Source organism: Bradyrhizobium yuanmingense (assembly GCF_029167105.1).
Classification (GTDB): Bacteria; Pseudomonadota; Alphaproteobacteria; order Rhizobiales; family Xanthobacteraceae; genus Bradyrhizobium; species Bradyrhizobium yuanmingense_A.
This window is the reverse complement of sequence record NZ_JARFML010000005.1, coordinates 70,792-96,007: the sequence shown is the minus strand read 5'-3', so window position 1 is coordinate 96,007 and position 25,216 is coordinate 70,792. Positions and strand designations below refer to the sequence as shown.

The following is a 25,216-nucleotide window of genomic DNA, read 5'->3' as shown; positions in this document are numbered from 1 at the left end:
CCCGCCTAACCCAGAGTCTCGACCAGCCGGTGCAGCGCCTGCGCCGTGGTCTCGCCGTCCTGCACCAGCGCGAGGCGGATATAGCCTGCGCCGGGATTGAATCCGTCAGGCTGCTGTCGCGCCAGGAAGCTGCCGGGCACCACGCGCACGCCGGCTTCCCTGAACAGCTTGAGCGTCACCGACACGTCGTCGCCGATCTCGGAGGTGTTGAGCCAGACGCAGAAGCCGCCATCGGGGCGGCCATAGCCGTAACGATTGCCGATGATCTGGTCGGCGAGGTCGAACTTGATGCGGTAGAGCCGCCGATTCTCCTCGACATGCGCCTCATCGCCATAGGCGACCGTCGCGACATGCTGCAGCGGCACCGGCACCTGGGGCGCTGCGATGTTGCGCAGCTCGAGGAACATGCCGATGAACTTCTTGTCGCCGGCGGCAAAGCCGACACGCAGGCCCGGCAGGTTGGAGCGTTTCGACAGCGACTGGAACGCGACCACGCGCGTGAAGTCGGGGCCGGCGCATTCCAGCGCGCTGCCGGGTGCCTCGCGGGTGTAGATCTCGGAATAGCACTCGTCGCTGAGGATCACGAAGCCATAGCGGTCGGCGAGCTGCTTTAAGCGCTTGAAATAGCCGGGCCTCGCGACCGAGCCCTGCGGATTGGCGGGCGAAGCCAGGTAGAACGCCACCGTGCGCGCCAGCGTCGCCTCATTGATGGCGTCGAGGTCGGGCAGGAAGCCGTTCTCGACCGTGGTCGGCAGATGCACCGGCTCGCAAGCGGCCGCAAGAGCACCGGCGCCGTAGACCGGATAGAACGGGTTCGGCATCAGGATCGCGGGCTTGCCCGGACGCGGGCCGACATAGCGCGCGGCCGCGATCGCGGCGAGGAACAGCCCCTCGCGGCTGCCATTGAGGACGAGAATCTCGCTCTCGGGGTCGAGCGGCCGCGGCAGCTTGAACCGCGTCGACAGCCAGGCCCCCGCGGCGTTGCGGAACGGGTCGGTACCCTTGTTCGCGGGATAACGGCCGAAATCGGCGATGTGCTTGGCCAGCACCGGGCCGACGAAGTCGGGCACGGGATGCTGGGGCTCGCCGACGGCAAGCGAAATCAAGGGCTTGCCCGGCTGATGCGGGGCCAGCAGCTCGTTCAGCCGGACGAAGGGCGAGCGTTCGGAATCGGAGCCATTACCGCCCTGCGGCGCACGGGATGAAGCGGTCAGAGCCATTCGTTGGGCGCCAGTACTCTTGGAACGGCCGGTCGCACCAAAGGCGCCGGCGGGAAGCGGTTCAGTTCACCATAGATAGGGCGAGGTTAAGACGCGATTAACCATCGGCCGCCGCCCGCGTCCAGAGCGGGAATAATGGGGCCGGAGATAGCAGCGTGCATGGACGGTCCACCCGCCCCTGGAGGTGTCTGCAGGCGGAGCCATCAAAAGAAAGGGGCTCCAGCTTGCGCTGGAGCCCCTCAACGGTCAGGGCATTGCCGGGTATGTGCCCGAACCGTAGTTGTGGACGCGGTCCCCGAAAAGACCGCGCCCGGGAGGAGAGGGTTACATGTTGTAGGCGCGCTCGGTGTGCTCGGTGATGTCGAGGCCTTCACGCTCGCTCTCGACATTGGCGCGCAGGCCAACGATCACATCGACGACCTTGAAGATGATCGCCGAACCGACGCCCGACCACACCAGCGTGGTGACGACGGCCTTGATCTGGGCGAGCATCTGCGTGGCGAAGTCGTAATCGGCGACCTTCGGCGGAATCGCCGTGTAGTCGATGATGCCGGCGCCGCCCAGCGCGGGGTTGACGAGAATGCCGGTGCCGATGGCGCCGACGATGCCGCCGATGCAGTGCACGCCGAACACGTCGAGCGAGTCGTCGTAGCCGAGCGCGTTCTTCACGACCGTGCAGAAGAACAGGCAGACCACGCCGACCACGAGGCCGAGGACGATCGCGCCCATGACGCCGGCGAAGCCGGCCGCAGGCGTGACCGCCACGAGGCCCGCGATCGCGCCGGAGATGACGCCGAGCACGGAGGGATGGCCCTTGATGATCCACTCCGCGAACATCCACGACAGCGCAGCGGCCGCGGTGGCGACGAAGGAGTTGGTCATGGCGAGTGCAGCGCCGCCGCTGGCTTCGAGGTTGGAGCCGGCGTTGAAGCCGAACCAGCCAACCCAGAGCAGCGAGGCACCGATCATCGACATCGTCAGCGAGTGCGGAGCCATCAGCTCCTTGCCGTAGCCGACGCGCTTGCCGATCAGGAGAGCGCCGACGAGGCCTGCGATGCCGGCGTTGATGTGCACCACGGTGCCGCCTGCGAAGTCGATGGCGCCCATCTTGAAGATCCAGCCCGCATCGGCGTTGATCTCGTCGAGCTTGGCCTGCGCCGCGGTCTTCGCCGCCGCATCACCCGCTGCAGCGAGCGCCTTGGCCGCGTCCTGGATCAGATCCGGGCCGGGCCAGTACCAGACCATGTGCGCGATCGGGAAGTAGATCAGCGTGACCCAGAGCGGAATGAAGAGCGCGATGGCCGAGAACTTCATGCGCTCGGCGAAGGCGCCGACGATGAGGGCGGGCGTGATCGCCGCGAAGGTCATCTGGAAGCACATGTAGATGAGCTCCGTGACGTTGGCATCGACCGAGAAGGTCGCGACCTTCGTCTCGGTGGTGACGCCCATCATGAAGGCCTTGGAGAAGCCGCCGATGAAGTCGGAGCCGCCGGTGAAGGCGAGGCTGTAGCCGTACACGGCCCAGATCACGGTGACGACGCAGACGCTGTAGAACACCTGCATCAGGACCGAGAGCATGTTCTTGGAACGAACGAGACCGCCGTAGAACAGCGCGAGGCCGGGGATCGTCATCAACAGCACCAGCACTGTCGATGTCAGCATCCAGGCGTTGTCTCCCTTGTTGACCGTTGGCTCGGCGTAGGCTGCGGTCGCAGCGAACAGGCCGACTGCGAGAGCCGCCAGTCCCGCGCCATAGGGACGCTTGAACGTCATATTGTTTACTCCTGCTTGGATAAGGTTGAGCGCGAAATCAGAGGGCCGCGGCATCGGCCTCGCCGGTGCGGATGCGCACCGCGTGGTCGAGGTTGATGACGAAGATCTTGCCGTCGCCGATCTGTCCGGTTTTCGCCGCGGACGTGATCGCGTCGATGGTCTTGTCGACCTGGTCGGAGGCGACAGCGACCTCGATCTTGATCTTGGGCAGGAAGCTCACGGCATATTCGGCGCCGCGATAGATTTCCGTATGGCCCTTCTGGCGGCCATACCCCTTGACTTCCGTCACCGTGAGACCGTGAACGCCGATGGCGGTCAGGGCGTCACGGACTTCTTCAAGCTTGAATGGCTTGATGATCGCCATAACAATTTTCATGGGTCCTATCCCCGCTTGGGCCCGGTCCGGACGTGGCCGGGCGTTCTCGACTGGTTCGCCACGAGGGAGAAGTTTCACTACGCGGGCACAGCCGGACCCCTAGAATCAAATGCCGTGCCAGATCAGGCGGATTGCCTAACGGATTATGAAGACGGGGGTTTTCGCCTTCGGCGGGTGTTGCGATGCAGTGCGCTATTACGTCGCGCTCAAAACGTGGTCACGCCTGCGCAAAACATGGGCAGGACAGGCTCTCGACACAATGTTGCTCACGCGTCGAGCAGCAGGACGGTATTTACGTAGTATCAGCGCCTATTGCAGGGCTTCTCCGTGCTGCGAAATATCCAGGCCCTCGAGCTCGTGCTCACGGGATACGCGCAAGGGCACGAACAGGCCGACCAGCTTGAGCAGGATGAAGCTGACGCCCGCCGACCAGACCAAGGTCACGGCGACCCCGTAGAACTGGATCAGGAGCTGCTGCGGATGGCCCTCCAGCAGGCCGGCGGTGCCGCCGATGGCGCTGGTCGCGAACACACCAGCGAGCAGGGTGCCGGTCAGGCCGCCGATGCCGTGGACGCCGAAGACGTCGAGCGAATCGTCGTAGTCGAAGCGGTGCTTCAGCCAGGTACAGGCCCAATAGCAGGCCGCACCGGCGATGATGCCGATGACGATGCCGTGCCATGGCGCGACGAAGCCCGAGGCCGGCGTGATGGTGCCGAGACCGGCGACCGCGCCGGAGATCATGCCGAGCACCGAGGGCTTGCGCCGCGTCGACCATTCGATCGCGCCCCAGGTCAGCGCGCCGGCGCAGGCGGCCAGATGGGTGGCGATGATCGCCATCACCGCGCGCGAATTGGCCGCGCCTGCCGAGCCGCCGTTGAAGCCGAACCAGCCGACCCACAACAGGCCGGTCCCCATCACCGCGAGCGACAGATCGAACGGCGAGAGATTCTCGGTGCCATAGCCGTGACGGCGTCCCATCACCTTGGCGGCAACGAGGCCGCCGGTGCCGGCCGACAGATGCACGACGAGACCGCCGGCGAAATCGAGCACGCCCATGCTGGCGAGGAAGCCGCCGCCCCACACCCAATGCGCCAGCGGAATGTAGACGAAGATGAACCAGGCGACCGAGAACAGCAGATAGGCCGAGAACCGTATGCGGTCGGCGACCGAGCCCGCGACCAGCGCCACCGTGATGATGGCGAACGTCATCTGGTACAGCATGAACAGCGATTCCGGGATCGTCTTCGCCGCAGGGTTGACGCTGTCCATGGTCATGCCGGCGAGAAACCAGCGATCGAGCGTGCCGATCCAGGGGCCGTCGCCGACGAAGCACAGCGAGTAGCCGAACGCCACCCAGAGAATGGAGATCAACGTCACCGCGGCCAGGCTCTGCGCCATGGTGGCGAGCACGTTCTTCTTGCGCACCATGCCGGAATAGAACAGCGCAAGCCCCGGGATCGTCATCATCAGCACCAGCGCTGTCGCGACGATCATCCAGGCGGTGTCGGCGGTGCTGATCTCGTTTGCCGCCGCGTGCGCCGGCGCAGCCAGGACGGACACAAATCCGATTGGCGCAGCCATGGCAGCTGCGCGGCGCGACAATCCCGCCATATCGTTCCCCCCGGCATCAATTGGCGTCGCACGCTGTGGCGTATTTGCCCGGTGCGATCGAAGCAGTCGTGTCAAAGCGTTTTCGAGCGAAGTGGATACCGGTTCGCATGAAGAAAACGCATCGAAACAAAAAGTCAGAGCGCGTCGCTGTCGGTCTCGCCGGTGCGGATGCGCAGCGCGTGGTCGATCGGCGTGACGAAGATCTTGCCGTCGCCGATCTGGCCGGTGCGCGCCGTCGCGGTGATCACGGCGACCGCCTTGTCGGCGACGTCGGAAGCGACCGCGATCTCGATGCGCAGCTTCGGCAGGAAGTTCACGACATATTCGGCGCCGCGATAGATCTCGGTGTGGCCCTTCTGCCGGCCATAGCCTTTCACCTCGGTCACGGTCATGCCGTGCACGCCGATCGCCGTCAGGGCCTGGCGGACCTCATCGAGCTTGAAGGGTTTGATGATCGCGACGACGAGTTTCATGGTCAGGCCTATTCCCCGGGATGCGCCGCGCCGCATGTCCCCGGCGCTGCGTCAATCTGGCATCTTTCCGGGCAAATGGCACAAAAAAGTTGCAGATTGAAGCGGAAAAACGTTTGACCAAGGGCGGTCATGTGAACGGCCGCCTCTGTACAGGGCAGCTGTTCATCATTCACAATGCATTTTTGGCATGGATGCGGTGAACCGAGGCGTGAACCGAAGCGTCCCGGCCGGTACATACGTAAGTTCGAGGGGGACGTTCCATGGCGAGTTGGTTTTACGCATCCGAGGGCAAGCAGCAGGGGCCCTTTCCGGAAGGGCAATTCCGCGACCTCGTTGCCCAGGGCGTCGTGCGTCCGGACACCTTGGTCTGGACCGAGGGCATGGCCGGCTGGCAGAAGGCCGCCGAAATTCCCGGCCTGATCGGCGGCGGTGCGCCGCCGATGGTCCCGACGGGCGGCAGTGGCTATGGCGGCGCTGCCGGCTATGCAAGCGGCGGATCGCTCTCGGTCGATTTCAGCATCCTCGAATTCACCTGGCGCAGCATCGTCCTGCTGATCGGAATGATCTTCGTCATCCCGGCGCCCTGGGCCTTGGTCTGGTACACCAGATGGATCGTCTCCTGCGTGAAGGTCCCTGGGCGGCCGAACCTCAGCTTCACCGGCAATGCGATGACATTGGTGCCGTGGTATTTCGGCTTCATCGTTCTCGCCATCGCGCTCGGCTTCGTCGGCAGCGAGATATTGAGCAATCTGCTGTTCATCGTGCAGATCGTGCTCTACTGGCTGCTGATCAAATGGATGGTCGCGAACCTCGCCTCCAACGGGCAGCCGCTGGGCCTCAGCTTCACCGGTTCGGTCTGGGCCTATATCGGCTGGAATCTGCTGTTCGCGATTTCCATCATCACCATCATCGGCTGGGCTTGGGTGGCCGCGGCCCAGATGCGCTGGTTCTGCCGCAACATCGAGGGCACCCGGCGCGAGATCGTCTTCAAGGGCAGCGGCCTCGATATCCTCTGGCGCGGCATCGTGGCCGCCATCCTGATGTGCTTCATCATCCCGATCCCGTGGGTGTACCGCTGGATCATGAACTGGTTCGCCTCGCAGACCGAGCTCGCGCCGCGCGGCTCGCTCGGGGCATGATCTGAACGCTTCAGGCGCTGCTGGTCGTGCTTGAAGCGATCAGGCCTTCCGTTCGCGCACCGAGCCTTCCTGCGCGACGGAGGCGACCAGCGTGCCGTCCGGCTTGAAGATCGAGCCGCGGGTCAGGCCCCGGCCCGATTGCGCACTCGGCGAATCCTGCGCATAGAGCAGCCATTCGTCGGCGCGGAACGGGCGATGGAACCACATCGCGTGGTCGAGACTCGCCGGCATCATGCGCTTGTCGAACAGCGTGCGGCCATAGCGCGCCATGATCGCGTCGAGCAGTGAGAAGTCCGAGGCGTAAGCGAGCGCGCACATGTGCAGCGCCGGATCGTCGGGCAGCTTGGCGGCGGTCTTGATCCAGACGTGGATGCGGCCGTCGTCGATCTTCTGGCCGAAGTAACGGCCGAGCTCGACGGGGCGCAGCTCGATCGGACGATCGGATTCGTAATAGCGGCGGATGAAGTCCGGCATCTCCTTGAACATCGGCTGCTTGGCCACCTCCTCCGCCGTGAGCTTTTCCGGCGGCGGCACGTCCGGCATCTTGTCCTGGTGGTCGAACGCAGTCTCCTCCTCGGCGTGGAACGACACCATGATCGAGAAGATCGCGTTGCCGTGCTGGATCGCGGTGACGCGGCGGGTCGAGTAGCTCTTGCCGTCGCGCAGGCGCTCGACCTGGTAGATGATCGGGATCTGTGGATCGCCCGGCAGGATGAAATAGCAATGCAGCGAATGCGGCAGCCGGCCCTCCACGGTGCGGCAGGCCGCGACCATCGCCTGCCCGATCACCTGGCCGCCGAACACCCGCTGCCAGCTCGTCTTCGGGCTGTTGCCGCGGAACAGGTTCACCTCGAGCTGCTCGAGGTCGAGGATCCCGATGAGGTCGATCAGTCCTTTAGACATGATGGTGCTTTCCAGTGATGCCTCATTCCGGGGCGCACGCGGTGCGAACCCGGAATCTCGAGCTGATAAACCTCTGGATTCCGGGTTCGCGCGTTGCGCGCCCCGGAATGACGGAACGAAGGGCTAGCGGCCCTCGTTTCACCGCACTGTTTCGCCCAGCTCAAGTCTGCTAGCAAGACCGAGAATTGTCCGGGAAGCTTTGGTATGTCGGTACAGGGTAGCATTGTCATCGGTGGCGGCGCGTTTGCCGGCCTTGCGCTGGCCTTGGCGCTACGCCAGGGGCTCGGGCCCGAGATCCCAATCGTCGTCGCCGATCCCGCGCTCGGCACGCGGCCGAGCCGCGATCCCCGCGCCACCGCGATCGTCGCCGCGTGCCGCCGCCTGTTCGAGACGATCGGCGCCTGGGACGACGTCCGGGACGAGGCCCAGCCGATCCTCGACATGGTCGTCACTGATTCCAAGCTCGAGGACGCCACCCGCCCGGTGTTCCTGAACTTCGCTGGCGATGTCGCGCCGGGCGAGCCTTTCGCCCACATGGTAGAGAATCGCCGCCTGATCGATGCGCTGGTGGTGCGCGCCGAGGCCGCTGGCATCGACCTTCGCGCCACCCCGGTCGCGTCCTACGATGCGCGGACTGACGGCATCGACGTGACGCTCGGCGACGGCAGCGTGATCGCGGCGGGCCTCTTGGTCGCCGCCGATGGCGCGCGGTCGAAGCTGCGCGAGCGCGCCGGCATCGTCACCCATGGCTGGGAGTACGACCAGTCCGGCATCGTCGTCACCGTCGGCCACGAGCGCGATCACGAGGGCCGCGCCGAGGAACACTTCCTGCCGGCCGGCCCGTTCGCGATCCTGCCGCTCACCGGCAAACGCTCCTCGCTGGTGTGGACCGAGCGCCGCACTGAGGCCGCGCGCATCATTGCCCTCGGCGACGAGGAATTCCACGCCGAGCTCGAGCAGCGCTTCGGCCTGCATCTCGGCGAGGTCAAGGTGCTCGACAAGCCGCGGGCGTTTCCGCTGTCTTATTTCGTCGCGCGGTCCTTCATCGCCGAGCGCCTCGCGCTGGTCGGCGACGCCGCCCATGTCATCCACCCCATCGCGGGCCAGGGCCTCAACATGGGCCTGAAGGACGTCGCTGCGCTGGCGGAAGTGGTGGTCGATGCCGCGCGGCTCGGCCTGGATATCGGCGGGGCGGACGTGCTCGAACGCTACCAGCGCTGGCGCCGGTTCGACACCATGGCGATGGGCGTCGCCACCAACTCGCTGAACTTCCTGTTCTCCAACCAGTCGACGCTGTTGCGCACGGTGCGCGACATCGGCCTCGGCCTCGTCGACCGCGCCCCGCCGCTGAAGAACCTCTTCATCCGCCAGGCCGCAGGCCTCACCGGCGAGGTGCCGCGGCTGTTGAAGGGCGAGGCGTTGTAAGGGCAACCTCTCCTGTCATCCCGGGGCGCGCATAGCGCGAGCCCGGGATCCATAGCTACAGGATGTCGTTTGACGAAGACCCGGAGTTACCAGCTCGCGTCATAACCACTCCCTGTGGTCCCGGGCTCGCTTCGCGCCCCGGGACGACAACGAGCGTGTTGCAATGGCCGTCGCGCAATACGGCCATCCTCAATCGATCTTGCGCGCCTCTTCCGGCAGCATGATCGGGATGCCGTCGCGAATGGGATAAGCGAGCTTGGCGCTGCGCGAGATCAGCTCCTGCCGCTCAGCATCGAATTCCAGCGGGCCCTTGGTCAGCGGGCAGACCAGGATCTCCAGCAATTTTGGATCGACGCTGGCTTCGGGACGTTCGGTGGGCGCGTTCATGGGAGTCTCCGGCACTCGCCTGCCTTTAGCATAGAAATTCGCGCTCGCCAGCACGGCCTGGAGCATGATCCGAAAAGATCATGCTCGAACAAAAGCTAAAGCGCGATGACGATTCGTCCTGATTGCATCGCGCTTCAGGCGGAGACCATCGCCAGGAGCTCGTCGAGCATGGTCCGCAGCCGCGCGGCTGTGATTGACGGGCCTGACAGGGCGAAACCGAGAAATGTCCAGTACAGGATCTGCGCGCGGGCCTGCGCCGTTGCCGGGGCGAGCCCCCGCTTTCGCAGCAGCTCCTCGATATAGTCGAGCCTGCGGCGGTCGATTGCACGCACCGCCGCTTGTGCGCTCGCATCGAACGCCGCCCAATTGCGCACGGCGCGCTCGAGGTCGAGCCGCGCGCCGAACGATCTCCGCAGCAGCGTCTTGAGCGGCTCGTCGCCGGCGGCTTCGACGTCGGCGATGATCCGCTCGGCTGCGATCTCGCGCCAGCGCTTCAGCACTGCGGCGTGAAACGCGGCGAGATCGGCGAAATGCCAATAGAAGCTGCCGCGCGACACGCCCATGGCCTTGGCGAGCGGCTCGGCCTTCAAGGCCGTGAAACCGCTCTCCGCCAGGGCCTTGAGGCCCTGGCCAGTCCAGTCGTCGGCGGAGAGCTGCTGGTTCATGTCGTTTCCCGGAAGTGCACCATACACTAGTGTATTGACAGGCGCTTGGCCAGGCGTTATCCATACATTAGTGTATGGAGGCGTCGATGCGGGATCTGCTGCTCCAGTGTGCGGGCGTCGTGACCATCGCCGTTGCGCTCGTTCACGGCTATCTCGGCGAGGCCAAGGTCTTCGCCCGCGCGCGCATCGAGCCGGAGCGGCTCCGCACCTTGATCCGGCTGGTGTGGCAGGCCTCGACCGTGGCCTGGATCGGCGGTGGCGTGCTGCTGATCGCGGCGCCGTGGATGCAATCGGAACCGGCTCGCCACTGGATCGTCGCCACCATGGCCTGCGTGTTCGGCTGCTCCGCGCTGGCCAACGCATGGGCGACGCGGGGCCGGCATTTCGGCTGGATGGCGCTCAGTGCGGTCGTCGTGATGTCGGTTGCCGGGTACTAGCTGCGCTTCCACCTGTAAGGCGGAAGGCCGCAGCGGCGGCGCAAATCCGGTTTCCGACGCGACCAACGCGGCGCGTTAGCCCGACAGATCAAATTTTACGGACGGTGTTGGCATGCCGCTAAGCACGCAATCAGGCGCGGCACAAAATTAACGCGAAGGGCGGTTAGCCGGTCCAGCATCGACAATATCGATGATGAGGCGAGACTGGATGTTCCGCGTTTTCTCCTGCCTTACGGCCGAGCACGATTGGCGGCTCGTTGTGCTCGCTGCCTTGGTCTGCTTCGTTGCCAGCATCGTCGCGGTCAGCATCTTTCACCGCGCGATCGCGACGGCCGCGAGAACCCGGTGGATCTGGATCGCCATTGCCGGCGCGGCCATCGGATACGGCATCTGGGCCACGCACTTCGTCGCGATGCTCGCCTACGAGCCCGGGGTCCCGACGGGCTATGGCGTCGTGTTGACGGCGTCCTCTCTCGCGGCGGCAATGCTGCTGACCTCGGTCGGCTTCGGCGTCGCGGTCGTCACGTCCGGCCGCTGGCGCGCGGCGGCTGGCGGCGTCATCATCGGCGGCGGCATTGCCAGCATGCACTATCTCGGAATGTGGGCGCTTGAAGTGCCGGGCCGAGTGTCCTGGTCCGTGGACCTCGTGCTCCTCTCCATCGTTCTGGGCATGTGTTTCGGATACGCTGCGCTGGCGGCAGCGCTTACCCGTCAGGGCTATCGCGGCACGCTGGCAGCCGCCACCCTGCTGACGCTCGCCATCGTGTCGCATCACTTCACGGCGATGGGGGCGGTGCAGATCACACCGGATCCGGCGCTCGCGACCGGTACGCTTGCGCTGTCTCCGGCCGTCCTCGCGCTCGCCATCGCCGGCGTCGCATTGTCCGTGCTGGGCATGAGCCTGATCGGCGTGCAGGCCGATCGTCGTCTGGCGACCAGAACTGCGAGGTTCGAGGAGATCATCAGCCAGCTCTCCATCGCCCGGCAACAGCTCGAAGGGTCGCAGAACGAGCTCAAGGAACAGAAGCTGAGGCTGGACACGGCCATCAACAACATGGTCGAGGGCCTTTGCATGTTCGACGCCGAGAAGCGGCTCGTCATCTGCAACGAGCGTTACGTCCGGTTGTACCGGCTGCCGCCGGAATTGCTGCGTGCGGGAACTCCGCACCGCGACATCATCAGACATCGCGTCACGAGCGGCATACTCGAAGGCGAGGCCAGCGATTTCGCCGCCGAACGGCAGATTGCCAGGCTCGACGCACTGCCGATCCATGCCGTCTCGAGCCGCATCGATGCGTTCGCCGATGGGCGGCTGATCTGCGTGACGCGGCAGCCGATGGCCGGCGGCGGCTGGGTGGCCACGCACCTGGATGTCACCGAGCAACGCCGGTCCGAAGCGAAGATCACCTACATGGCGCAACACGACGCGCTGACCGAGCTGCCGAACCGCGTGCTGCTCAAGGCGCGTCTGGAGCCTGCACTTGCCGATACGCGTGGCGGAAATCTCCATCTGGCGGTTCTCTTGCTCGATCTTGACCGCTTCAAGGAGGTCAACGACACGCTCGGACATCCGGCGGGCGACCTGCTGCTGCGCTCGGTCGCGGCGCGCTTGCTGGATTGCATCAGGGAGACGACATTCGTCGCCCGACTGGGCGGCGACGAATTCGCAATCGTGGACTACGTGACCAATCCGGCTGCGGACGCGGCCTCTCTCGCCGAGACGATCCATGGCGCGCTCAGCGAGCCGTTCGATCTCGGCGATCATCAGGTCGTTGTAGGCACCAGCATCGGGATCGCCCTTGCGCCTCGAGACGGCGCCGATTCCGACACGATCCTCAAGAGCGCGGATCTTGCCCTCTACTCGGCCAAGAGCGGCGGACGTGGCGCATTCCGCTTCTTCGAGCCGGAGCTGGACCAGCTCCTGCAGGCGCGCCGCAACCTGGAGCGGGATCTGCGGAAGGCGCTTGCGAGGAGCGAATTCGAGCTCCATTACCAGCCGTTCGTCAACTTGAAGAGCGGCGAGACCTGTGGCTTCGAGGCGTTGCTGCGTTGGCATCATCCCGAGCGGGGTCTGGTCTCGCCCGGCGAATTCATTCCCGTCGCGGAGGAAACCGGCTTGATCCTGCCGCTGGGGGACTGGGTGTTGAGAACCGCCTGTGCCGAAGCGGCGAAATGGCGTTCCGACCTGAAGATCGCGATCAACCTGTCTCCAGCGCAATTCAGGAGCAAGGAGCTCGTGTCGACAATCGTGAGCGCACTGGCGGCGTCGGGGATTGCTTCAGACCGGCTCGAGCTCGAGGTCACCGAAACCGTCATCATGCATGACAGCGGGACCGTATTCGCAGCACTCGGCCAGCTGCGCGAGCTCGGGGTGCGGATCGCCCTCGACGATTTCGGCACCGGCTATTCGTCGCTCAGCTTTCTGCAGAAGTTTCCCTTCGACAAGATCAAGATCGATCGCAGCTTCGTCAGCGAGCTGTCCAATCCGATGGAGGAGCCCCATCGCATCGCGCGGGCCGTGGTCCAGTTCGCCACGAGTCTCGGCAAGACGTCCACCGCCGAAGGCGTAGAAACCGCCGAGCAGCTGGACATCCTGCGCCAGGAGGGCTGCGTCGAGGCCCAGGGCTTCCACCTCAGTCCGCCGATACGGGCCTCGACGATCGCACGGTTGGCGGACCGAAAGGCCGAGGCGGACGAATATGCCGCATAGCTCGCCCGCGACGATCACTGCAGCGGCGGATCGCCGCTGGTGCGCTTCTTGGCGAGGTCCATTTCGGTGACGGCGATCAGGATCTCGGCGCGGGTCTTCAGGTCGGGCGCCTCCAGCATGGCCTGCTTCTCCGCGGGGCCATAGGGCGACATCATCGCCAGCGCGTTGACGAGGGCTTCATTGGGCGCGCTCTCGACGCCCTCCCAGTCGACCTTGAGGTTGTTGGCCTTCAGGAAGTCCGCCAGCACCGCCAGCAGCGCCTCGCGGTCGACCTCCTCCTCGCCCATGCGCGCGGTGAAGTCGTCGACGTAGGCGAAGAAGTCCACCTTGCACTGCCGATAGGGGGTGAGCACCTCGAGCTCCTCGACCACCTTGAAGCGCGAAACGCCGGTGAGCTCGAGGATGTAGCGGCCGTCGCCGGACTCGGCGAGCTGGGTGATGCGGCCGACGCAGCCGACGCTGAACAGCGCCGGCTTGTCGGAATCCTTCCGCGAGTGCGCGATGTCGGGCTGGATCATGCCGATCAGGCGATGGCCGTCGCGGAAGGAATCGTCGACCATCGAAAGGTAGCGCGGCTCGAAGATGTTGAGCGGCATCTGGCCGCGCGGCAGCAGCAGCGCGCCCGGCAGCGGAAAGACCGGGATGATCTCCGGGAGGTCGGCGGGCCCGCGATATTCGATGTTGATCGGCATCTGCCCGGTCCCACTGGCGTTGCTAGCGCATGATCCGGAAAAGTGTGGAGTGGTTTTCCGAACAGATCATGCTCAAAAAAGGCCGTTACGAAAACAGGATCGTCGACAAACGTTTGCGGCCTTCGACGGTTGCATCATCCGTGCCGCCCCAGGCCTCGAAGAACTGCACCAGCTGCTTGCGGGCGCCGTCGTCGTTCCATTTGCGGTCGCGCTTGATGATCTCGAGCAGTTGCTCGGTCGCCGCCGCGCGGTTGCCTTGGGCGTTGAGCGCGGTGGCGAGGTCGAACCGGGCCTGATAATCGAGCGGGTTTGCGGCGACTTTCTGTTCCAGCTCGGCAACCGGTCCGAGCGATTTCGCCTGCTCGGCGAGATCGATCGCGGTCTGCACGGCCTTCACGGCTGGGTCGTTGCGCTTGGATTCCGGCACCATGGCCAGCGTCTGCTTGGCCTGCTCCATCGCGCCCGAAACGGCGTAGCACTTCGCAAGGCCCGCGAGCGCCGCGATGTTGGTCGAATCATGCTGCAGCGCCTCGGCATAGATCTGCGCCGCCGCCGCCGCGTCGCCCTCGGCGAGCACCGCGTCGGCCTCCTGCACGATCTCGGCGACGTTGACCTCGCCCGGCGCGGTGACGCCCTTGGTCAGCCGCTCGATGAAGGCGTTGACCTGGCTCTCCGGCACCGCGCCCATGAAGCCGTCGGCCGGCTGGCCGTTGACGAAGGCGATCACGGCCGGGATCGATTGGATGCCCATCTGGCCCGGGATCGCCGGATGATGGTCGATGTTCATCTTGACCAGCTTGACCTTGCCCTTGGCCGCCTTCACCGCCTTCTCCAGGACGGGGGTGAGCTGCTTGCAGGGGCCGCACCATTCCGCCCAGAAATCGATCAGCACGGGCTGGCGCTTCGATTCCTCGATGACGTCCTTCACGAAGGTCTGGGTGGTGGTGTCCTTGATCAGGTCGGCCGCAGCCGGGCCCGCCGCTCCGTTACCCTGGTCGATGATCGTCACGGGATTCCCTCGTCGTGTCTGGAATGGCGGCTCTTTAGCACGCCGCCGCGTCATATGCTTGTGGTCGGCTCCTAAATTGGGCCGAATGGGCCGAATTTCAATCCAGGCACCCCGATTCGCCGGTTCCGGGGCGTTTCCGGTCGATTTGGGCCGGCTTCGGGCTCCATACGGGGTCCGAATTGCGAATTGAGGCCGCCCGTAGCTGTTGCATTCCCCTCCCGCTTTTGGCATACGACAGCCGTTGCCGGCGCGTCACGCGACCGACACAGGATGCGGGTGTAGCTCAGTGGTAGAGCACGACCTTGCCAAGGTCGGGGTCGAGGGTTCGAGCCCCTTCGCCCGCTCCAGTTTTCTCCAAAGCATCCAGCCAAACCGGATCGGGCCGTGGTTTTCCGCGCTGCTGGGGGCTGTTCGGGTCTCACATGACAATTCTGGTCACAGGCAGCGCAGGTCACCTTGGCGAGGCCATCCTGCGAACGCTGCGTGGGCGCGGCTTGCCTGCGAGAGGGCTTGACCTCAAGCCCTCTCCCTTCACCGATGCCGTCGGCTCCATCGTCGATCCCACCTTCGTGCGGCGCCAGATGGACGGCGTCACCGCCGTGATCCACACCGCGACGTTGCACAAGCCGCATGTCGCGACCCATTCCAAGCAGGATTTTGTCGATACCAACGTGTCAGGCACGCTGAACCTGCTCGAGGCGGCCGCGGCGGCCGGCGTGAACAGCTTCGTCTTCACCAGCACCACCAGCACGTTCGGCTCGCAGCTGCGGCCCGAGGCGGGACAGGTGGCGGTGTGGGTCACCGAGGAGCTGCCGTCGATGCCGAAGAACATCTACGGCACGACCAAGCTGATGGCCGAGAACCTCTGCGAGCTGTTCTTTCGCGAGCGCGCCCTGCCGGTCGTTGCCTTGCGGACCTCGCGCTTCTTTCCGGAGGACGACGACGATCCCTCGGTGCGGTCGGCCTACACGCCGGAGAACGCGCAGGCCAACGAGCTGCTCTACCGCCGGCTCGATATCGCGGACGCCGTGAGCGCGCATCTCGCTGCCGTCGAGCGCGCGCCCGGCATCGGCTTCGCCCGCTACATCGTCTCGGCGACGAGCCCGTTCGAGCAACGTCATCTCGGAGCGCTGGCGCGCGATGCCGCCGGCGTCGTGCGCGAGCTCTACCCGGAGTGCGCGCAGCTCTATGCGGCGCGGGGCTGGCGGCTCTTCCCCGCGATCGACCGGGTCTATGTCAACGCGCGGGCGCGGCGGGAGCTCGGCTGGCGGCCCGAATTCGACTTCGCGCATGTGCTGCGCAGCCTGCGCGATGGCCGCGACTTCCGCAGCACGCTGGCGCGCGAGGTCGGATCGAAAGGCTATCACGACACGCTGTTCGACGACGGACCCTATCCCGTCGCGTCGTAATCGCTATTTTACTCGACGCTTCAAATGACTGTCCGGCGTCACCGCGAGCGGACCAATTTGCGCCGTTCTACTGTGCATGGGGTTGTTTTCGCGCTTTTGTATGTTCACCCCTGATTCCGCGTTGCAGCGCGAACGCAGTCGTCGCAGCATTCATCCGTTCATTGACATTCCGTCTCAATTTTTGATGCGCGCAGCCGCGCTGCATCAGTCGCGCTTCTCACGATTTGCAGATGTGCTAACCTTTTCGCGTCTGTCGTCCCGACGGGCTCAAGACTTCGCCTCTCGACTAGCAAAACAAAATAACGCGCAGCCCTGACGGCTGCCTTAGGGGAGTGATGCGATGACATCGATGTTCCATCGATCCGTGTTGGCGCTTGCGGCCGTGGCCCTTCTCGCGGGGGCCGCCGCCGGCAACGCGCAGCAGCAGGACAAGAGCAAGCCGCTCAAGAAATACGATTCCAGCACCAAGGAGTTCTGGACCCATCCGCCGGACGACTGGTTCCTCGGCGACGAGACCGAGGCGCAGAAGGGCCTCGCGCCGCCGTCGGGCCCGCCGACCGGCGCCTCCGACGCCGAGCTCGCCAACATCGTCAAGAAGATCAAGCTGCCGCCGGGCTTCAAGATCGAGGTCTACGCCTCCGGCGTGCTGGCCGCGCGGCAGATGGCCTGGGGTGACAAGGGCACGTTGTTCGTCGGCTCGTTCGGTCTCGGCAACGTCTATGCCATCAAGGACAACAACGGAAAGAAGGAGGTCAAGACCGTCCTCAAGGGCCTGAACATGCCCACCGGTCTCGCCTTCAGGGACGGCGCGCTCTATGTCATCGCCGTCGACAAGCTGATCCGCTACGACAACGCCGAAGCCAATCTCGACAATCTCGGCCAGGGCAAGGTCGTCTATGACGACATGCCGTCCTATGCCGCGCATGGCTGGAAGTACATCGCGGTCGACAAGGAAGGCTGGTTCTTCCTGCCGTTCGGACCGCCCTTCAACATCGGCATTCCGCCGACCAGCGTGTCGCAGATCCGGCGCGTCGATCCCAAGACCGGCAACGCCGAAATCTGGGCGCTTGGCGTCCGCAACTCGGTCGGCGGCGACGTTGATCCGCGCACCGGCAAGCTCTGGTTCACCGAGAATGCCCGCGACTGGATCAGCGATGATCTGCCCTCGGACAAGCTGAACATGATCAACCGGATCGGCGAGCATTTCGGCTATCCCTATTGCCATCAGGGCAATCTGCCTGACGACAAGTTCGCGATGGGCCACAAATGCTCCGAGTTCACGCCGCCCGTGCTGAACCTCGGTGCCCATGTCGCGCCGCTCGGCATGAAGTTCTACACTGGCGACCAGTTCCCCGCCGACTACAAGAACAACATCCTGATCGCGGAGCACGGCTCCTGGAATCGCCACAAGTACCAAGGCGCGCGGATCGTGCGCGTGATCGTCGGACCTGACGGCAAGAACCCGAAGCGGGAGGTCTTCGCCTCCGGCTGGCTCGAGGGCGACCAGGGCTATCTCGGCCGTCCCAACGACATCATCATCGCCAAGGACGGATCGATCCTCGTTGCCGACGATTGGGCCGGCGCGATCTATCGCATCAGCTACAGCAAGAAGTAGCGCGACCTGGCGCAGAGGCTGCGACCGCGTGACGGCCGCAGCTTCGTTTGCTTGTGAGTCTTGCGATGGAACACGTTCGTCATGCCCGGACTTGATCCGGGCATCCATCAACGAGAAACTTTCTGCAAAAAGGGATGGATTGCCGGGTCAAGCCCGGCAATGACGATCAGAGAGATCGAGACATGCGGGTCGTTGGGTTTGGAATTCTATCTGCGGCGCTCCTGCTGGCGCCGGCTGCTACGGCCGCCGACAATGCCGCGATCAAGGAGAAGGCCGCCGCCTGCTCCGGCTGCCACGGCGAGAACGGCATTTCGCAGACCGAGAACATCCCCTCGCTCGCCGGCCAGCCCGATCAATTCCTGCAATGGCAGCTGGTGTTCTTCCGCGCCGGCGCGCGCAAGAACGATCAGATGCAGCCGATCGTGGAAGGGATCACCAACGAGGACATCCGCAATTTCGGCGCTTACTTCGCCTCGCTGACGCCGCCGAAGGGACCCGAGGACAACGATCCCGACCTGTCGAAGAAGGGCGCGCAGGTTGCCGCCGGCCGCCGCTGCGCCTCATGCCATACCGACAGCTATGCCGGCACCAAGGCGGTGGCGCGGCTCGCCGGCCAGCGCGAGGAATATCTCGTCAAGGCTCTGCACGATTACAAGGCCGGCCAGCGTGTCGGCGGCGGCGTCGCCGCGATGGCCGACGTCGCCTATCACATGAGCGATGAGGAAATCACCGCCGTCTCGCACTATCTCGCGCATCTGAAATAGCGTGGGATGCTGCGGCAAGCACGGCCGTCATCCCGGGGCGCGACGAAGTCGCGAGCCCGGGATCCATAGTCACAGGCAAGAGTTTTGCGAAGACTTTGGAATCACCACTTCGCCCCATAACCACTCCCTGTGGTTATGGGTCCCGGGCTGGCGCGGCGCGCGCCCCGGGACGACACCGAATGTGTGGCTGCGCCCTACCCCGCCCGCTGCCTCTCATACGCCTTCAGATGCGTATAGGCGATGCGCAGCTTCGGCACCGGCACCTTGGCGGCGTCGGCGCGCGCGATGAGATCGCCAATGACGTGATCGGCCTCGACAGGCAGGCCGGCCTTGATGTCGCGGAACATCGATGCCGTCAGCGGCGAGCCCTCGGTGGTGAGATTGCCTTTGACGCGCTCGAAGAACGGGCCGCCTGGCGGATAGCCCGATGCCGTGGCAACCGCGCTGGTCTCATCCAGCATGCCGAGCAGGAAATCCTGGCCGCCGGGCGCGGCGAGGATATTGCCGACGGACGTCCGCATCAGGCTGGTGCTTGCCGCGAGCGAGGACAGGAACACCCACTTTTCCCACATGTCCTGCATGATGTTCTGGCTCGCGCTGGCGCCATTGATGCCGCTCCTGAAGGCCTCGTCGATCGCCTTCACCCGGTCCGACATCGTGCCGTCGCGCTCGCCGTAGCTGATCGACTGCATCGGCTGGAGCTGCACGACCTCGCGCTTCTCGTTCAGCGTGGCTGCGATGGCGCAGAGGCCGCCGAGAACACGCTCCTTGCCGAACCTCGCATCCAGCGTGTCGAGATGCTTCATGCCGTTGAGCATCGGGATGATTGCGGTGTTCGGCCCCACCGCGGGGGCGAACGACTTGATGGCATCGTCGAGGTCGAATGCCTTGCAGCTGAGCAGCACGACGTCGAACGTGTCCTTGATCGCGTCGGCCTGAGCCGTCGGCGGGTTCTTCAATGTCACATCGCCGTTCGGGCTCTTGATGACAAGACCGGCGCTCGCGAGTTCGCCGGCGCGGCGAGGCCTAACCAGGAAGGTGACGTCGCGGCCGGCCTGCAACAGCCTGCCACCAAAATAGCCGCCGATGGCGCCGGCGCCGACCACGAGGATGCGCATGGGAGAACTCCGCTTTTATTATTGGCGAATGGCGAACAGGGAGTAGCGAATAGTGGGTGTGATTTCCACTCGCTATTCGCTACTCGCCATTGGCATGCTTCACTTTCCCGACACCATCTCCTCGACCTCGCGCAGCTGCTCCTTGCCGAAGAACATCTCGCTGCCGACGAAGAAGGTCGGCGAGCCGAACGCGCCGCGGGCGACCGCCTCCTCGGTGTTCTTGATCAGTTTGGCCTTGACCTCGGGTTCCCCGACGCGGGCGAACAGCTTTTGCGCATCGAGCCCGGACGACGCCAGCGCCTTCGCCGCGGTCTCGGGATCATCCATCTTCTTCGGCTCGCGCCACATGTGGTGGAAGGCGGCCTCGACATATGTCTCGAATACACCCTCGAGCTGCGCCGCGATCGCCGCGCGCATCAGGTTCAGCGTGTTGACGGGAAAGTGCGGATTCCAGACATAGGGCTGGACATGGAAGCGCTTGATGAAGCGCTCGGTTTCGACCTGCTGGAACTCTCGCTTGTTCTTGATACCGGCGAGCGTCTCGGCCGGCGACTTGTTGTTGGTCGACTTGAAGATGCCGCCGAGCAGGATGGGCACATATTCGAACTTGACGCCGATCCGCTGCTCGATGGCCGGAATCGCCAGATGGCTGAGATAGGCGTTGGGGCTGCCGAAATCGAACAGGAATTGCGGAGCGGTGCGCGTCAAGATCATTCTCCCTGACCGGGCTTTTCGAGTTGGCTTTCTTCCATTGTGGCGCAGGGCGCGCCACAGGTCCATCGTATAATGACGGTCATAATACTTTGACGGTCAGACCAGGCGCCGGATTGCCCGCTTGCGCCACACCAGATGGTAATAGCCCATCTGCAGAATCAACATGGCGCAGAACACGATTGGATAGGCGGCCCACACGCCGGTCAGGCCGACGGTGCGGCTGAGGATGATGGCGGCCGGCAGCTCGATTGCGACAATGGCGAAGATCGACAGCAGCATCGGCGTCAATGCGACCCCGGCGCCGCGCATCGCGCCCGAGAACACGGTGGCGAGCCCGAACGGCACCGAGCTCCACAAGGCGATGTCGAGCAATCCCTTCGCCAGATCCAGCACGGCGCCGTCAGTGATGAAGATGCCGAGCACCGCGCGCGGCGCGAGGTAGATCAGCGCCACCAACCCGCCGGTCAGGACGATATTGAACGCAAGGCCCATCCGCACGATGCCATCGAGCCGGGCCCGGTCGCCGCTGCCGACGGCCTGGGCGCCGAGGATCGAGACCGCGATCGAGATCGACATCGCCGTGAACTGGGTGTAGCCCATCACCTGGTTGACGGCGCCATAGGCTGCGGTGGCATTCGAGCCGAAGCCGTTGACCAGACCGAGCAGCACGAGCTCGGCGATCGCCATCACCACCATGCCGATCGCGCTGGGCAGGCCGATGCCGAGGACTTTGCCGAGCACGGCGCCGTTCAGCCGCAGGTGACGCAGCAGCATCGCGTCCGGTGCGAGCGCGTGCTTTCTCCGCAGCAGATGGGCGGCCAGCAAGATCAGCGTGAGCGTGTTCGCGATCGCAGCCGCCCAAGCGGGACTGGTGATGCCGACGGCCGGCAATCCGAACGTGCCGCGGATCAACATCGGTGTCAGGATCAGGCCGATCGCCGTCGACAAGGCCAGCGCCAGCAGCGGCGTCAGTCCATCGCCGACGCCGCGGATCATCGCCGTCATCAGCAGGAAGATGAAGCCGAGCGGCATCGTCAACAGCATGATGCGCGCATAGGCGCTGGCTTCATCGAGAATGTCCGCGGGCGTGGCGAGCATGACCATCAGGGGCCGGCTGAAGATCCCGCCGACGAGTGCAATCGCTATCGAGAGCAGCAGGCCGACGGCGAGTGTCGTGCCGACGATGATCTTGATCCGGCCATGCTCGCCGGCGCCGAAGGCCTGGCCGATCAGCACGGTGGCGCCGGTGCTCAGGCCCATGACGAATGCGAACAGGAAGAACATCACGGGGAAGAACGCCGAGACCGCGGCGAGCGCGTCGACGCCGATCATCTGGCCGAGATAGACGTTGCTGACGGTGCCGAACAGCGATTGCAGCGCGTTGCTCAGCATCAGGGGTGCGAGAAAGCGGAGGAATGTGGTCCAGAGCGGCTTTGCGGCAGACATGGCATTGGCCTTTCATCAGGGCGTGCGAAGCCGTTGCCGCGCAATGCGCGGCTCGGCCGTCGATGGGTCGTGAGAAGCGGCGCGCGGTTTAAGCGCGGTCGCTGTAGGCGAGCTTGACGACGTGGTCGCGGATGTCGGTCGGCCAGTCGGCGATCAGGCCGGTGAAGCGTCGCCGGTCATCCGCGAACAGGGCGCGCGAGGCTTCCTCGAACTGCGGCAGATCGCCTGCCATGGTCGACATGAAGTGGTAGGCCGCATCGCGCGCCTGCCGCTCGCGGTCCTTGTCGCCGCCGGCGCGCCTGGCTTCGTCGACGAGCTTGCGCAGCGCGACCGAAGCGCCGCCGGCCTGTGCGTTGAGCCACTCCCAGTGCCGCGGCAGCAAGGTCACCTCGCGCGCGACCACGCCGAGCTTCGGCCGGCCGCGCCCGCGCGGCTCGGCGGGTGCTTCGGCCGTCTCGGCCTGCGGCATGAGCGTTGCCAGCCGGGCCAGCACCTCGCGGTCGTCACCGCGAAGGTCGAAATCGATCGACCGGCCCGTGCCGTCGTCGAAGATGATGATCGGCTCGGCCAGCGGCTGCGTCGCACGCTTGACGGCAAGCGCAACATCGCCCGCACTGCCGGAGGCAAGCCGGCGCTGGCCGGCGAAGGCTGTGTAGGTCCCTTGCATTGGAATCATTGCCATATTGATCGCGTTACGGGTTTAATACCCGGGTAAATTATCCGCGTCAATATACCCGGGTGAAAATGTCTGCGGCGACGGCTCGACAATGTGTTCCCGGGCTGGCACCAACGGCGCGGCCGATGACCACGACCAAGCCTTGAGGACTCCGCGATGCTGACCGTTCACCACCTCAACAATTCCCGCTCGCAGCGCGTGCTGTGGCTGCTCGAGGAGCTGGGCGTTCCCTACGAGATCGTGCGCTATCAGCGTCAGCCGGACATGCGCGCGCCGAAGGAGCTGCGCGCCATCCATCCGCTCGGCAAATCGCCCGTCATCACCGACAACGGCAACACCATCGCCGAATCAGGCGCGATCATCGAATATCTCATCGCCACCTATGGCAACGGGCGGCTGATCCCGCCGCCGAACACGCCGGAGCGGCTGCGCTACATCTATTGGCTGCACTATGCGGAAGGATCCGCGATGCAGCCGCTGCTCCTCAAGCTGCTGTTCACGCTGATGCCGAAGCGTGCGCCGGCCTTGCTGCGCCCACTGGTGCGCAAGGTCTGCAACCAGGCGCTGACCGCGCTGGTCAATCCGCAGCTCAAGCAACACATGGACTATTGGGAAGGCGAGCTCGGCAAGAGCGAATGGTTCGCCGGCAGCGACTTCACCGCGGCCGACATCCAGATGAGCTTTCCGCTCGAAGCTGCCCAAGCTCGCGGCGGCCTCGAGCAGGGCCATCCCAGGGCGATGGCGTTCCTGGAGCGCATCCACGCCCGGCCTGCATATGCGCGCGCGCTGGAGAAGGGCGGGCCGTATCAGGTCGGGCGGTAAGCTCCTTACCCCGTCATTCCGGGAGCAGGTTACTGCCCCGCCGCCTCCGCGCCGCGCGTGCGCGGATCGGCTGCGCCCAGCGTTCCGTTCGGCGTCACCAGAATCGAGTTGGCAGATGTCTGCCCCATCGGCTCGAGGACGAGGTGCCCCATCGCCTTCAGCTCGAGCAGCACGCCCTCGGGGAAGCCGCGCTCGACGCGCACTTCATCCGGCAGCCATTGGTGGTGCAGCCGCGGCGTTGCGACGGCGGCCGCAACATCCATCTTGTAGTCGAGCACGTTCACGATCACCTGAAGAACGGTCGAGATGATGCGGCTGCCGCCGGGCGAGCCGGTCACCAGCACCGGCTTGCCATCCTTCAGCACGATGGTCGGCGACATCGACGACAGCGGCCGCTTACCGGGACCGGGAAGATTCGCTTCGAATCCGACCAGGCCATAGGCGTTGGAGGCGCCGATTGCCGCGGTAAAATCGTCGAGCTCGTTGTTGAGCAGCACGCCGGTGCCGTCGGCGACGAGGCCGACGCCGTAGCTGAAGTTCAGCGTGTAAGTGTTGCTGACGGCGTTGCCGCGGGCGTCGACGACAGAAAAATGCGTGGTGTTGCTGCCCTCACGGGGCGCGGCAGGAGCAGACACGAGCTCCTTTGACGGCGTGGCGCGTTCGGGGGAAATGTTCGCGCGCAGCTTGGCGGCATAGTCCTTCGCGATGAGCGTCTCGATCGGTGCGTTGACGAAGGCGGGATCACCGAGATAGCGGGCGCGGTCGGCGTAAGCGCGCTTCATGGCTTCGATCAAGAGATGCAGCGACGCCGCCGATCCCTGCTTCAGATCGGCCAGAGGGAAGCCCTCGAGGATGTTGAGCGTCTCCATCAGCACGACGCCGCCCGATGAGGGCAGCTGCATCGACACGATGTCATAGCCGCGGTAGCTGCCGCGCACCGGCGTGCGGATGACCGGCTGATAGGCCTTGAGGTCGGCCGGCGTCATGATGCCGCCGGCATCGGTCACGGCCTTGGCGAGTTTCTCGGCGACCGGCCCCTCGTAGAATCCCCGCGGCCCCTGTGCAGCGACGGCCGTCAGCGTTTCGGCGAGATCGCCCTGCACCAGCCGATCGCCTTCGCCCAGCGGCGTGCCATCCGGACGCGAGAAGATCCTGGCCGAAGAAGGCCAGCGTGCCAGCCGCCGGTGCCAGCTCGGCAGCGTATCGGCCATGTCGTCGCTGACGATGAAGCCATCGCGTGCGAGCCCAATCGCGGGCGCCAGCAGTTGCGCCAGCGTGAACTGACCCGAGCCGTATTTCTCGAGCGCGAGCGCGAGGCCGGCGACGGTACCGGGCACGCCGATGCCCAGCGCGGAATCCCGTGACTTCGCCGCGTCAGGCTTGCCGTCGGTGCCGAGGAAGATCTGCGGCGTGGTGGCGGCCGGCGCGGTTTCGCGATAGTCGATCGTGATGTCTTCATTGCGATCGGCGGAATGGATCACCATGAAGCCGCCGCCGCCGATATTGCCGGCACGCGGATAGGTCACGGCCATCGCGAAGCCGGTCGCGACCGCAGCGTCGATGGCATTGCCGCCGCGCCGCAGGATGTCGGCGCCGATCTGCGCGGAGATCTTCTCCTGCGCTACCACCATGCCGTGCTCGGCGGCGACGGCGCGCACCGCCTCGCGTGCGGGCGGAACATAGCCCTGCCGTGCATCCTGAGCGGTCGCAGGGGCGAGACCGAGCACCAGGACGGCAATGGCGGCTAAAAATCTCCGCCGTGTCGAATATGACGACATCATCAAATTCCCGCCGTGGCGTTGAACCGGTTCACACCCGTCACCGTAATGCTA

Annotated in this window: 23 protein-coding genes and 1 tRNA gene; 9 read left to right on the top strand and 15 right to left on the bottom strand. The window is 65.0% G+C overall.

From position 1 onward, the window contains the following. Positions 1-5 precede the first annotated feature (5 nt). The 5 genes from P0R31_RS08545 to P0R31_RS08525 all read right to left on the bottom strand — a co-directional run bounded on the left by P0R31_RS08545 (position 6) and on the right by P0R31_RS08525 (position 5,453). The gene (locus P0R31_RS08545; protein ID WP_275513696.1) at positions 6-1,220 is read right to left on the bottom strand and encodes an aminotransferase class I/II-fold pyridoxal phosphate-dependent enzyme; all 1,215 of its coding nucleotides are present in this window, start codon (positions 1,218-1,220) and stop codon (positions 6-8) included. A gap of 324 nt (positions 1,221-1,544) precedes the next feature. After that, positions 1,545-2,993 (bottom strand): ammonium transporter, encoded by a 1,449-nt coding sequence (locus tag P0R31_RS08540; protein ID WP_275513695.1) that lies wholly within the window; start codon positions 2,991-2,993, stop codon positions 1,545-1,547. A gap of 37 nt (positions 2,994-3,030) precedes the next feature. Beyond that, positions 3,031-3,369 (bottom strand): P-II family nitrogen regulator, encoded by a 339-nt coding sequence (locus P0R31_RS08535; RefSeq protein ID WP_008142813.1) that lies wholly within the window; start codon positions 3,367-3,369, stop codon positions 3,031-3,033. A gap of 309 nt (positions 3,370-3,678) precedes the next feature. After that, positions 3,679-4,980, bottom strand: coding sequence for an ammonium transporter (locus P0R31_RS08530; RefSeq protein WP_275513694.1), 1,302 nt, complete (start codon positions 4,978-4,980; stop codon positions 3,679-3,681). Between the two features lie 134 nt (positions 4,981-5,114). Continuing rightward, positions 5,115-5,453 (bottom strand): P-II family nitrogen regulator, encoded by a 339-nt coding sequence (locus P0R31_RS08525; protein WP_008142802.1) that lies wholly within the window; start codon positions 5,451-5,453, stop codon positions 5,115-5,117. 260 nt (positions 5,454-5,713) lie between these two features. On the opposite strand from P0R31_RS08525, the gene P0R31_RS08520 reads away from it, so the two are divergent. Further along, entirely contained in the window at positions 5,714-6,592 is an 879-nt protein-coding gene (locus P0R31_RS08520) for a DUF4339 domain-containing protein (RefSeq protein ID WP_275513693.1), read from the top strand. A gap of 39 nt (positions 6,593-6,631) precedes the next feature. Here the strand turns inward: P0R31_RS08520 and tesB are convergent, their stop codons facing one another. Beyond that, positions 6,632-7,495, bottom strand: a complete 864-nt coding sequence (gene tesB, locus P0R31_RS08515; RefSeq protein WP_036003028.1) for an acyl-CoA thioesterase II — start codon at positions 7,493-7,495, stop codon at positions 6,632-6,634. 204 nt (positions 7,496-7,699) lie between these two features. On the opposite strand from tesB, the gene P0R31_RS08510 reads away from it, so the two are divergent. Next, on the top strand, positions 7,700-8,920 hold the full coding sequence (locus P0R31_RS08510) for a ubiquinone biosynthesis hydroxylase (protein WP_275513692.1): 1,221 nt from the start codon (positions 7,700-7,702) through the stop codon (positions 8,918-8,920). A gap of 189 nt (positions 8,921-9,109) precedes the next feature. Here the strand turns inward: P0R31_RS08510 and P0R31_RS08505 are convergent, their stop codons facing one another. Then, positions 9,110-9,307 carry a Trm112 family protein gene (locus P0R31_RS08505; protein ID WP_036003042.1) on the bottom strand — a complete coding sequence of 66 codons (198 nt, stop codon included), beginning with the start codon at positions 9,305-9,307 and terminating at the stop codon, positions 9,110-9,112. Positions 9,308-9,441: 134 nt separating this feature from the next. Beyond that, positions 9,442-9,972: a TetR/AcrR family transcriptional regulator gene (locus P0R31_RS08500; protein WP_275513691.1), complete on the bottom strand. Its 531-nt coding sequence runs from the start codon at positions 9,970-9,972 to the stop codon at positions 9,442-9,444. An 86-nt stretch (positions 9,973-10,058) separates the two neighbouring features. On the opposite strand from P0R31_RS08500, the gene P0R31_RS08495 reads away from it, so the two are divergent. Next, complete coding sequence (locus P0R31_RS08495) at positions 10,059-10,409, top strand: hypothetical protein (protein WP_036003036.1); 351 nt, start codon at positions 10,059-10,061, stop codon at positions 10,407-10,409. Positions 10,410-10,617: 208 nt separating this feature from the next. Beyond that, the gene (locus P0R31_RS08490) at positions 10,618-13,119 is read left to right on the top strand and encodes an EAL domain-containing protein (RefSeq protein WP_275513690.1); all 2,502 of its coding nucleotides are present in this window, start codon (positions 10,618-10,620) and stop codon (positions 13,117-13,119) included. 14 nt (positions 13,120-13,133) lie between these two features. On the opposite strand, the gene P0R31_RS08485 is transcribed toward P0R31_RS08490, so the two are convergent. After that, positions 13,134-13,811, bottom strand: coding sequence for an LON peptidase substrate-binding domain-containing protein (locus P0R31_RS08485; RefSeq protein ID WP_275513689.1), 678 nt, complete (start codon positions 13,809-13,811; stop codon positions 13,134-13,136). An 85-nt stretch (positions 13,812-13,896) separates the two neighbouring features. Next, positions 13,897-14,820 (bottom strand): thioredoxin, encoded by a 924-nt coding sequence (gene trxA / locus P0R31_RS08480; RefSeq protein ID WP_275513688.1) that lies wholly within the window; start codon positions 14,818-14,820, stop codon positions 13,897-13,899. Positions 14,821-15,092: 272 nt separating this feature from the next. On the opposite strand from trxA, the gene P0R31_RS08475 reads away from it, so the two are divergent. From P0R31_RS08475 to P0R31_RS08460, 4 genes are all read left to right on the top strand, one after another. Then, a tRNA-Gly gene (locus P0R31_RS08475) sits at positions 15,093-15,167 on the top strand. Between the two features lie 75 nt (positions 15,168-15,242). Next, positions 15,243-16,229 (top strand): NAD-dependent epimerase/dehydratase family protein, encoded by a 987-nt coding sequence (locus tag P0R31_RS08470; RefSeq protein WP_275513687.1) that lies wholly within the window; start codon positions 15,243-15,245, stop codon positions 16,227-16,229. A 340-nt stretch (positions 16,230-16,569) separates the two neighbouring features. Next, positions 16,570-17,844, top strand: coding sequence for a PQQ-dependent sugar dehydrogenase (locus P0R31_RS08465; RefSeq protein WP_275513686.1), 1,275 nt, complete (start codon positions 16,570-16,572; stop codon positions 17,842-17,844). A gap of 182 nt (positions 17,845-18,026) precedes the next feature. Beyond that, positions 18,027-18,608: a c-type cytochrome gene (locus tag P0R31_RS08460; protein ID WP_275513685.1), complete on the top strand. Its 582-nt coding sequence runs from the start codon at positions 18,027-18,029 to the stop codon at positions 18,606-18,608. 194 nt (positions 18,609-18,802) lie between these two features. On the opposite strand, the gene panE is transcribed toward P0R31_RS08460, so the two are convergent. The 4 genes from panE to P0R31_RS08440 form a co-directional block, all read right to left on the bottom strand. Next, a complete protein-coding gene (gene panE / locus P0R31_RS08455; RefSeq protein WP_275513684.1) occupies positions 18,803-19,726 on the bottom strand; it encodes a 2-dehydropantoate 2-reductase in 924 nt (307 codons plus the stop codon). 99 nt (positions 19,727-19,825) lie between these two features. Further along, a complete protein-coding gene (locus P0R31_RS08450) occupies positions 19,826-20,434 on the bottom strand; it encodes a 2-hydroxychromene-2-carboxylate isomerase (RefSeq protein ID WP_275513683.1) in 609 nt (202 codons plus the stop codon). A gap of 102 nt (positions 20,435-20,536) precedes the next feature. Continuing rightward, entirely contained in the window at positions 20,537-21,886 is a 1,350-nt protein-coding gene (locus P0R31_RS08445; protein WP_275513682.1) for an MATE family efflux transporter, read from the bottom strand. Between the two features lie 88 nt (positions 21,887-21,974). After that, positions 21,975-22,568, bottom strand: a complete 594-nt coding sequence (locus P0R31_RS08440) for a DUF2239 family protein (RefSeq protein WP_275513681.1) — start codon at positions 22,566-22,568, stop codon at positions 21,975-21,977. 150 nt (positions 22,569-22,718) lie between these two features. On the opposite strand from P0R31_RS08440, the gene P0R31_RS08435 reads away from it, so the two are divergent. Further along, complete coding sequence (locus tag P0R31_RS08435; protein WP_275513680.1) at positions 22,719-23,384, top strand: glutathione S-transferase family protein; 666 nt, start codon at positions 22,719-22,721, stop codon at positions 23,382-23,384. 29 nt (positions 23,385-23,413) lie between these two features. Here the strand turns inward: P0R31_RS08435 and ggt are convergent, their stop codons facing one another. Further along, positions 23,414-25,165, bottom strand: coding sequence for a gamma-glutamyltransferase (ggt, locus tag P0R31_RS08430; RefSeq protein ID WP_275513679.1), 1,752 nt, complete (start codon positions 25,163-25,165; stop codon positions 23,414-23,416). Positions 25,166-25,216 lie beyond the last annotated feature (51 nt).

Bases quoted from the DNA above. Each gene is read 5' to 3' on its own strand.
- P0R31_RS08465 (WP_275513686.1), top strand. From the start codon at position 16,570: ATGACATCGATGTTCCATCGATCCGTGTTGGCGCTTGCGGCCGTGGCC.
- P0R31_RS08525 (WP_008142802.1), bottom strand. From the start codon at position 5,453: ATGAAACTCGTCGTCGCGATCATCAAACCCTTCAAGCTCGATGAGGTC.
- tesB (WP_036003028.1), bottom strand. From the start codon at position 7,495: ATGTCTAAAGGACTGATCGACCTCATCGGGATCCTCGACCTCGAGCAG.
- P0R31_RS08535 (WP_008142813.1), bottom strand. From the start codon at position 3,369: ATGAAAATTGTTATGGCGATCATCAAGCCATTCAAGCTTGAAGAAGTC.
- P0R31_RS08545 (WP_275513696.1), bottom strand. From the start codon at position 1,220: ATGGCTCTGACCGCTTCATCCCGTGCGCCGCAGGGCGGTAATGGCTCC.
- P0R31_RS08440 (WP_275513681.1), bottom strand. From the start codon at position 22,568: ATGGCAATGATTCCAATGCAAGGGACCTACACAGCCTTCGCCGGCCAG.
- P0R31_RS08495 (WP_036003036.1), top strand. From the start codon at position 10,059: ATGCGGGATCTGCTGCTCCAGTGTGCGGGCGTCGTGACCATCGCCGTT.
- ggt (WP_275513679.1), bottom strand. From the start codon at position 25,165: ATGATGTCGTCATATTCGACACGGCGGAGATTTTTAGCCGCCATTGCC.
- P0R31_RS08460 (WP_275513685.1), top strand. From the start codon at position 18,027: ATGCGGGTCGTTGGGTTTGGAATTCTATCTGCGGCGCTCCTGCTGGCG.
- P0R31_RS08540 (WP_275513695.1), bottom strand. From the start codon at position 2,993: ATGACGTTCAAGCGTCCCTATGGCGCGGGACTGGCGGCTCTCGCAGTC.
- P0R31_RS08435 (WP_275513680.1), top strand. From the start codon at position 22,719: ATGCTGACCGTTCACCACCTCAACAATTCCCGCTCGCAGCGCGTGCTG.
- P0R31_RS08445 (WP_275513682.1), bottom strand. From the start codon at position 21,886: ATGTCTGCCGCAAAGCCGCTCTGGACCACATTCCTCCGCTTTCTCGCA.
- P0R31_RS08510 (WP_275513692.1), top strand. From the start codon at position 7,700: ATGTCGGTACAGGGTAGCATTGTCATCGGTGGCGGCGCGTTTGCCGGC.
- P0R31_RS08500 (WP_275513691.1), bottom strand. From the start codon at position 9,972: ATGAACCAGCAGCTCTCCGCCGACGACTGGACTGGCCAGGGCCTCAAG.
- P0R31_RS08470 (WP_275513687.1), top strand. From the start codon at position 15,243: ATGACAATTCTGGTCACAGGCAGCGCAGGTCACCTTGGCGAGGCCATC.
- P0R31_RS08530 (WP_275513694.1), bottom strand. From the start codon at position 4,980: ATGGCGGGATTGTCGCGCCGCGCAGCTGCCATGGCTGCGCCAATCGGA.
- panE (WP_275513684.1), bottom strand. From the start codon at position 19,726: ATGCGCATCCTCGTGGTCGGCGCCGGCGCCATCGGCGGCTATTTTGGT.
- P0R31_RS08485 (WP_275513689.1), bottom strand. From the start codon at position 13,811: ATGCCGATCAACATCGAATATCGCGGGCCCGCCGACCTCCCGGAGATC.
- P0R31_RS08520 (WP_275513693.1), top strand. From the start codon at position 5,714: ATGGCGAGTTGGTTTTACGCATCCGAGGGCAAGCAGCAGGGGCCCTTT.
- P0R31_RS08505 (WP_036003042.1), bottom strand. From the start codon at position 9,307: ATGAACGCGCCCACCGAACGTCCCGAAGCCAGCGTCGATCCAAAATTG.
- P0R31_RS08490 (WP_275513690.1), top strand. From the start codon at position 10,618: ATGTTCCGCGTTTTCTCCTGCCTTACGGCCGAGCACGATTGGCGGCTC.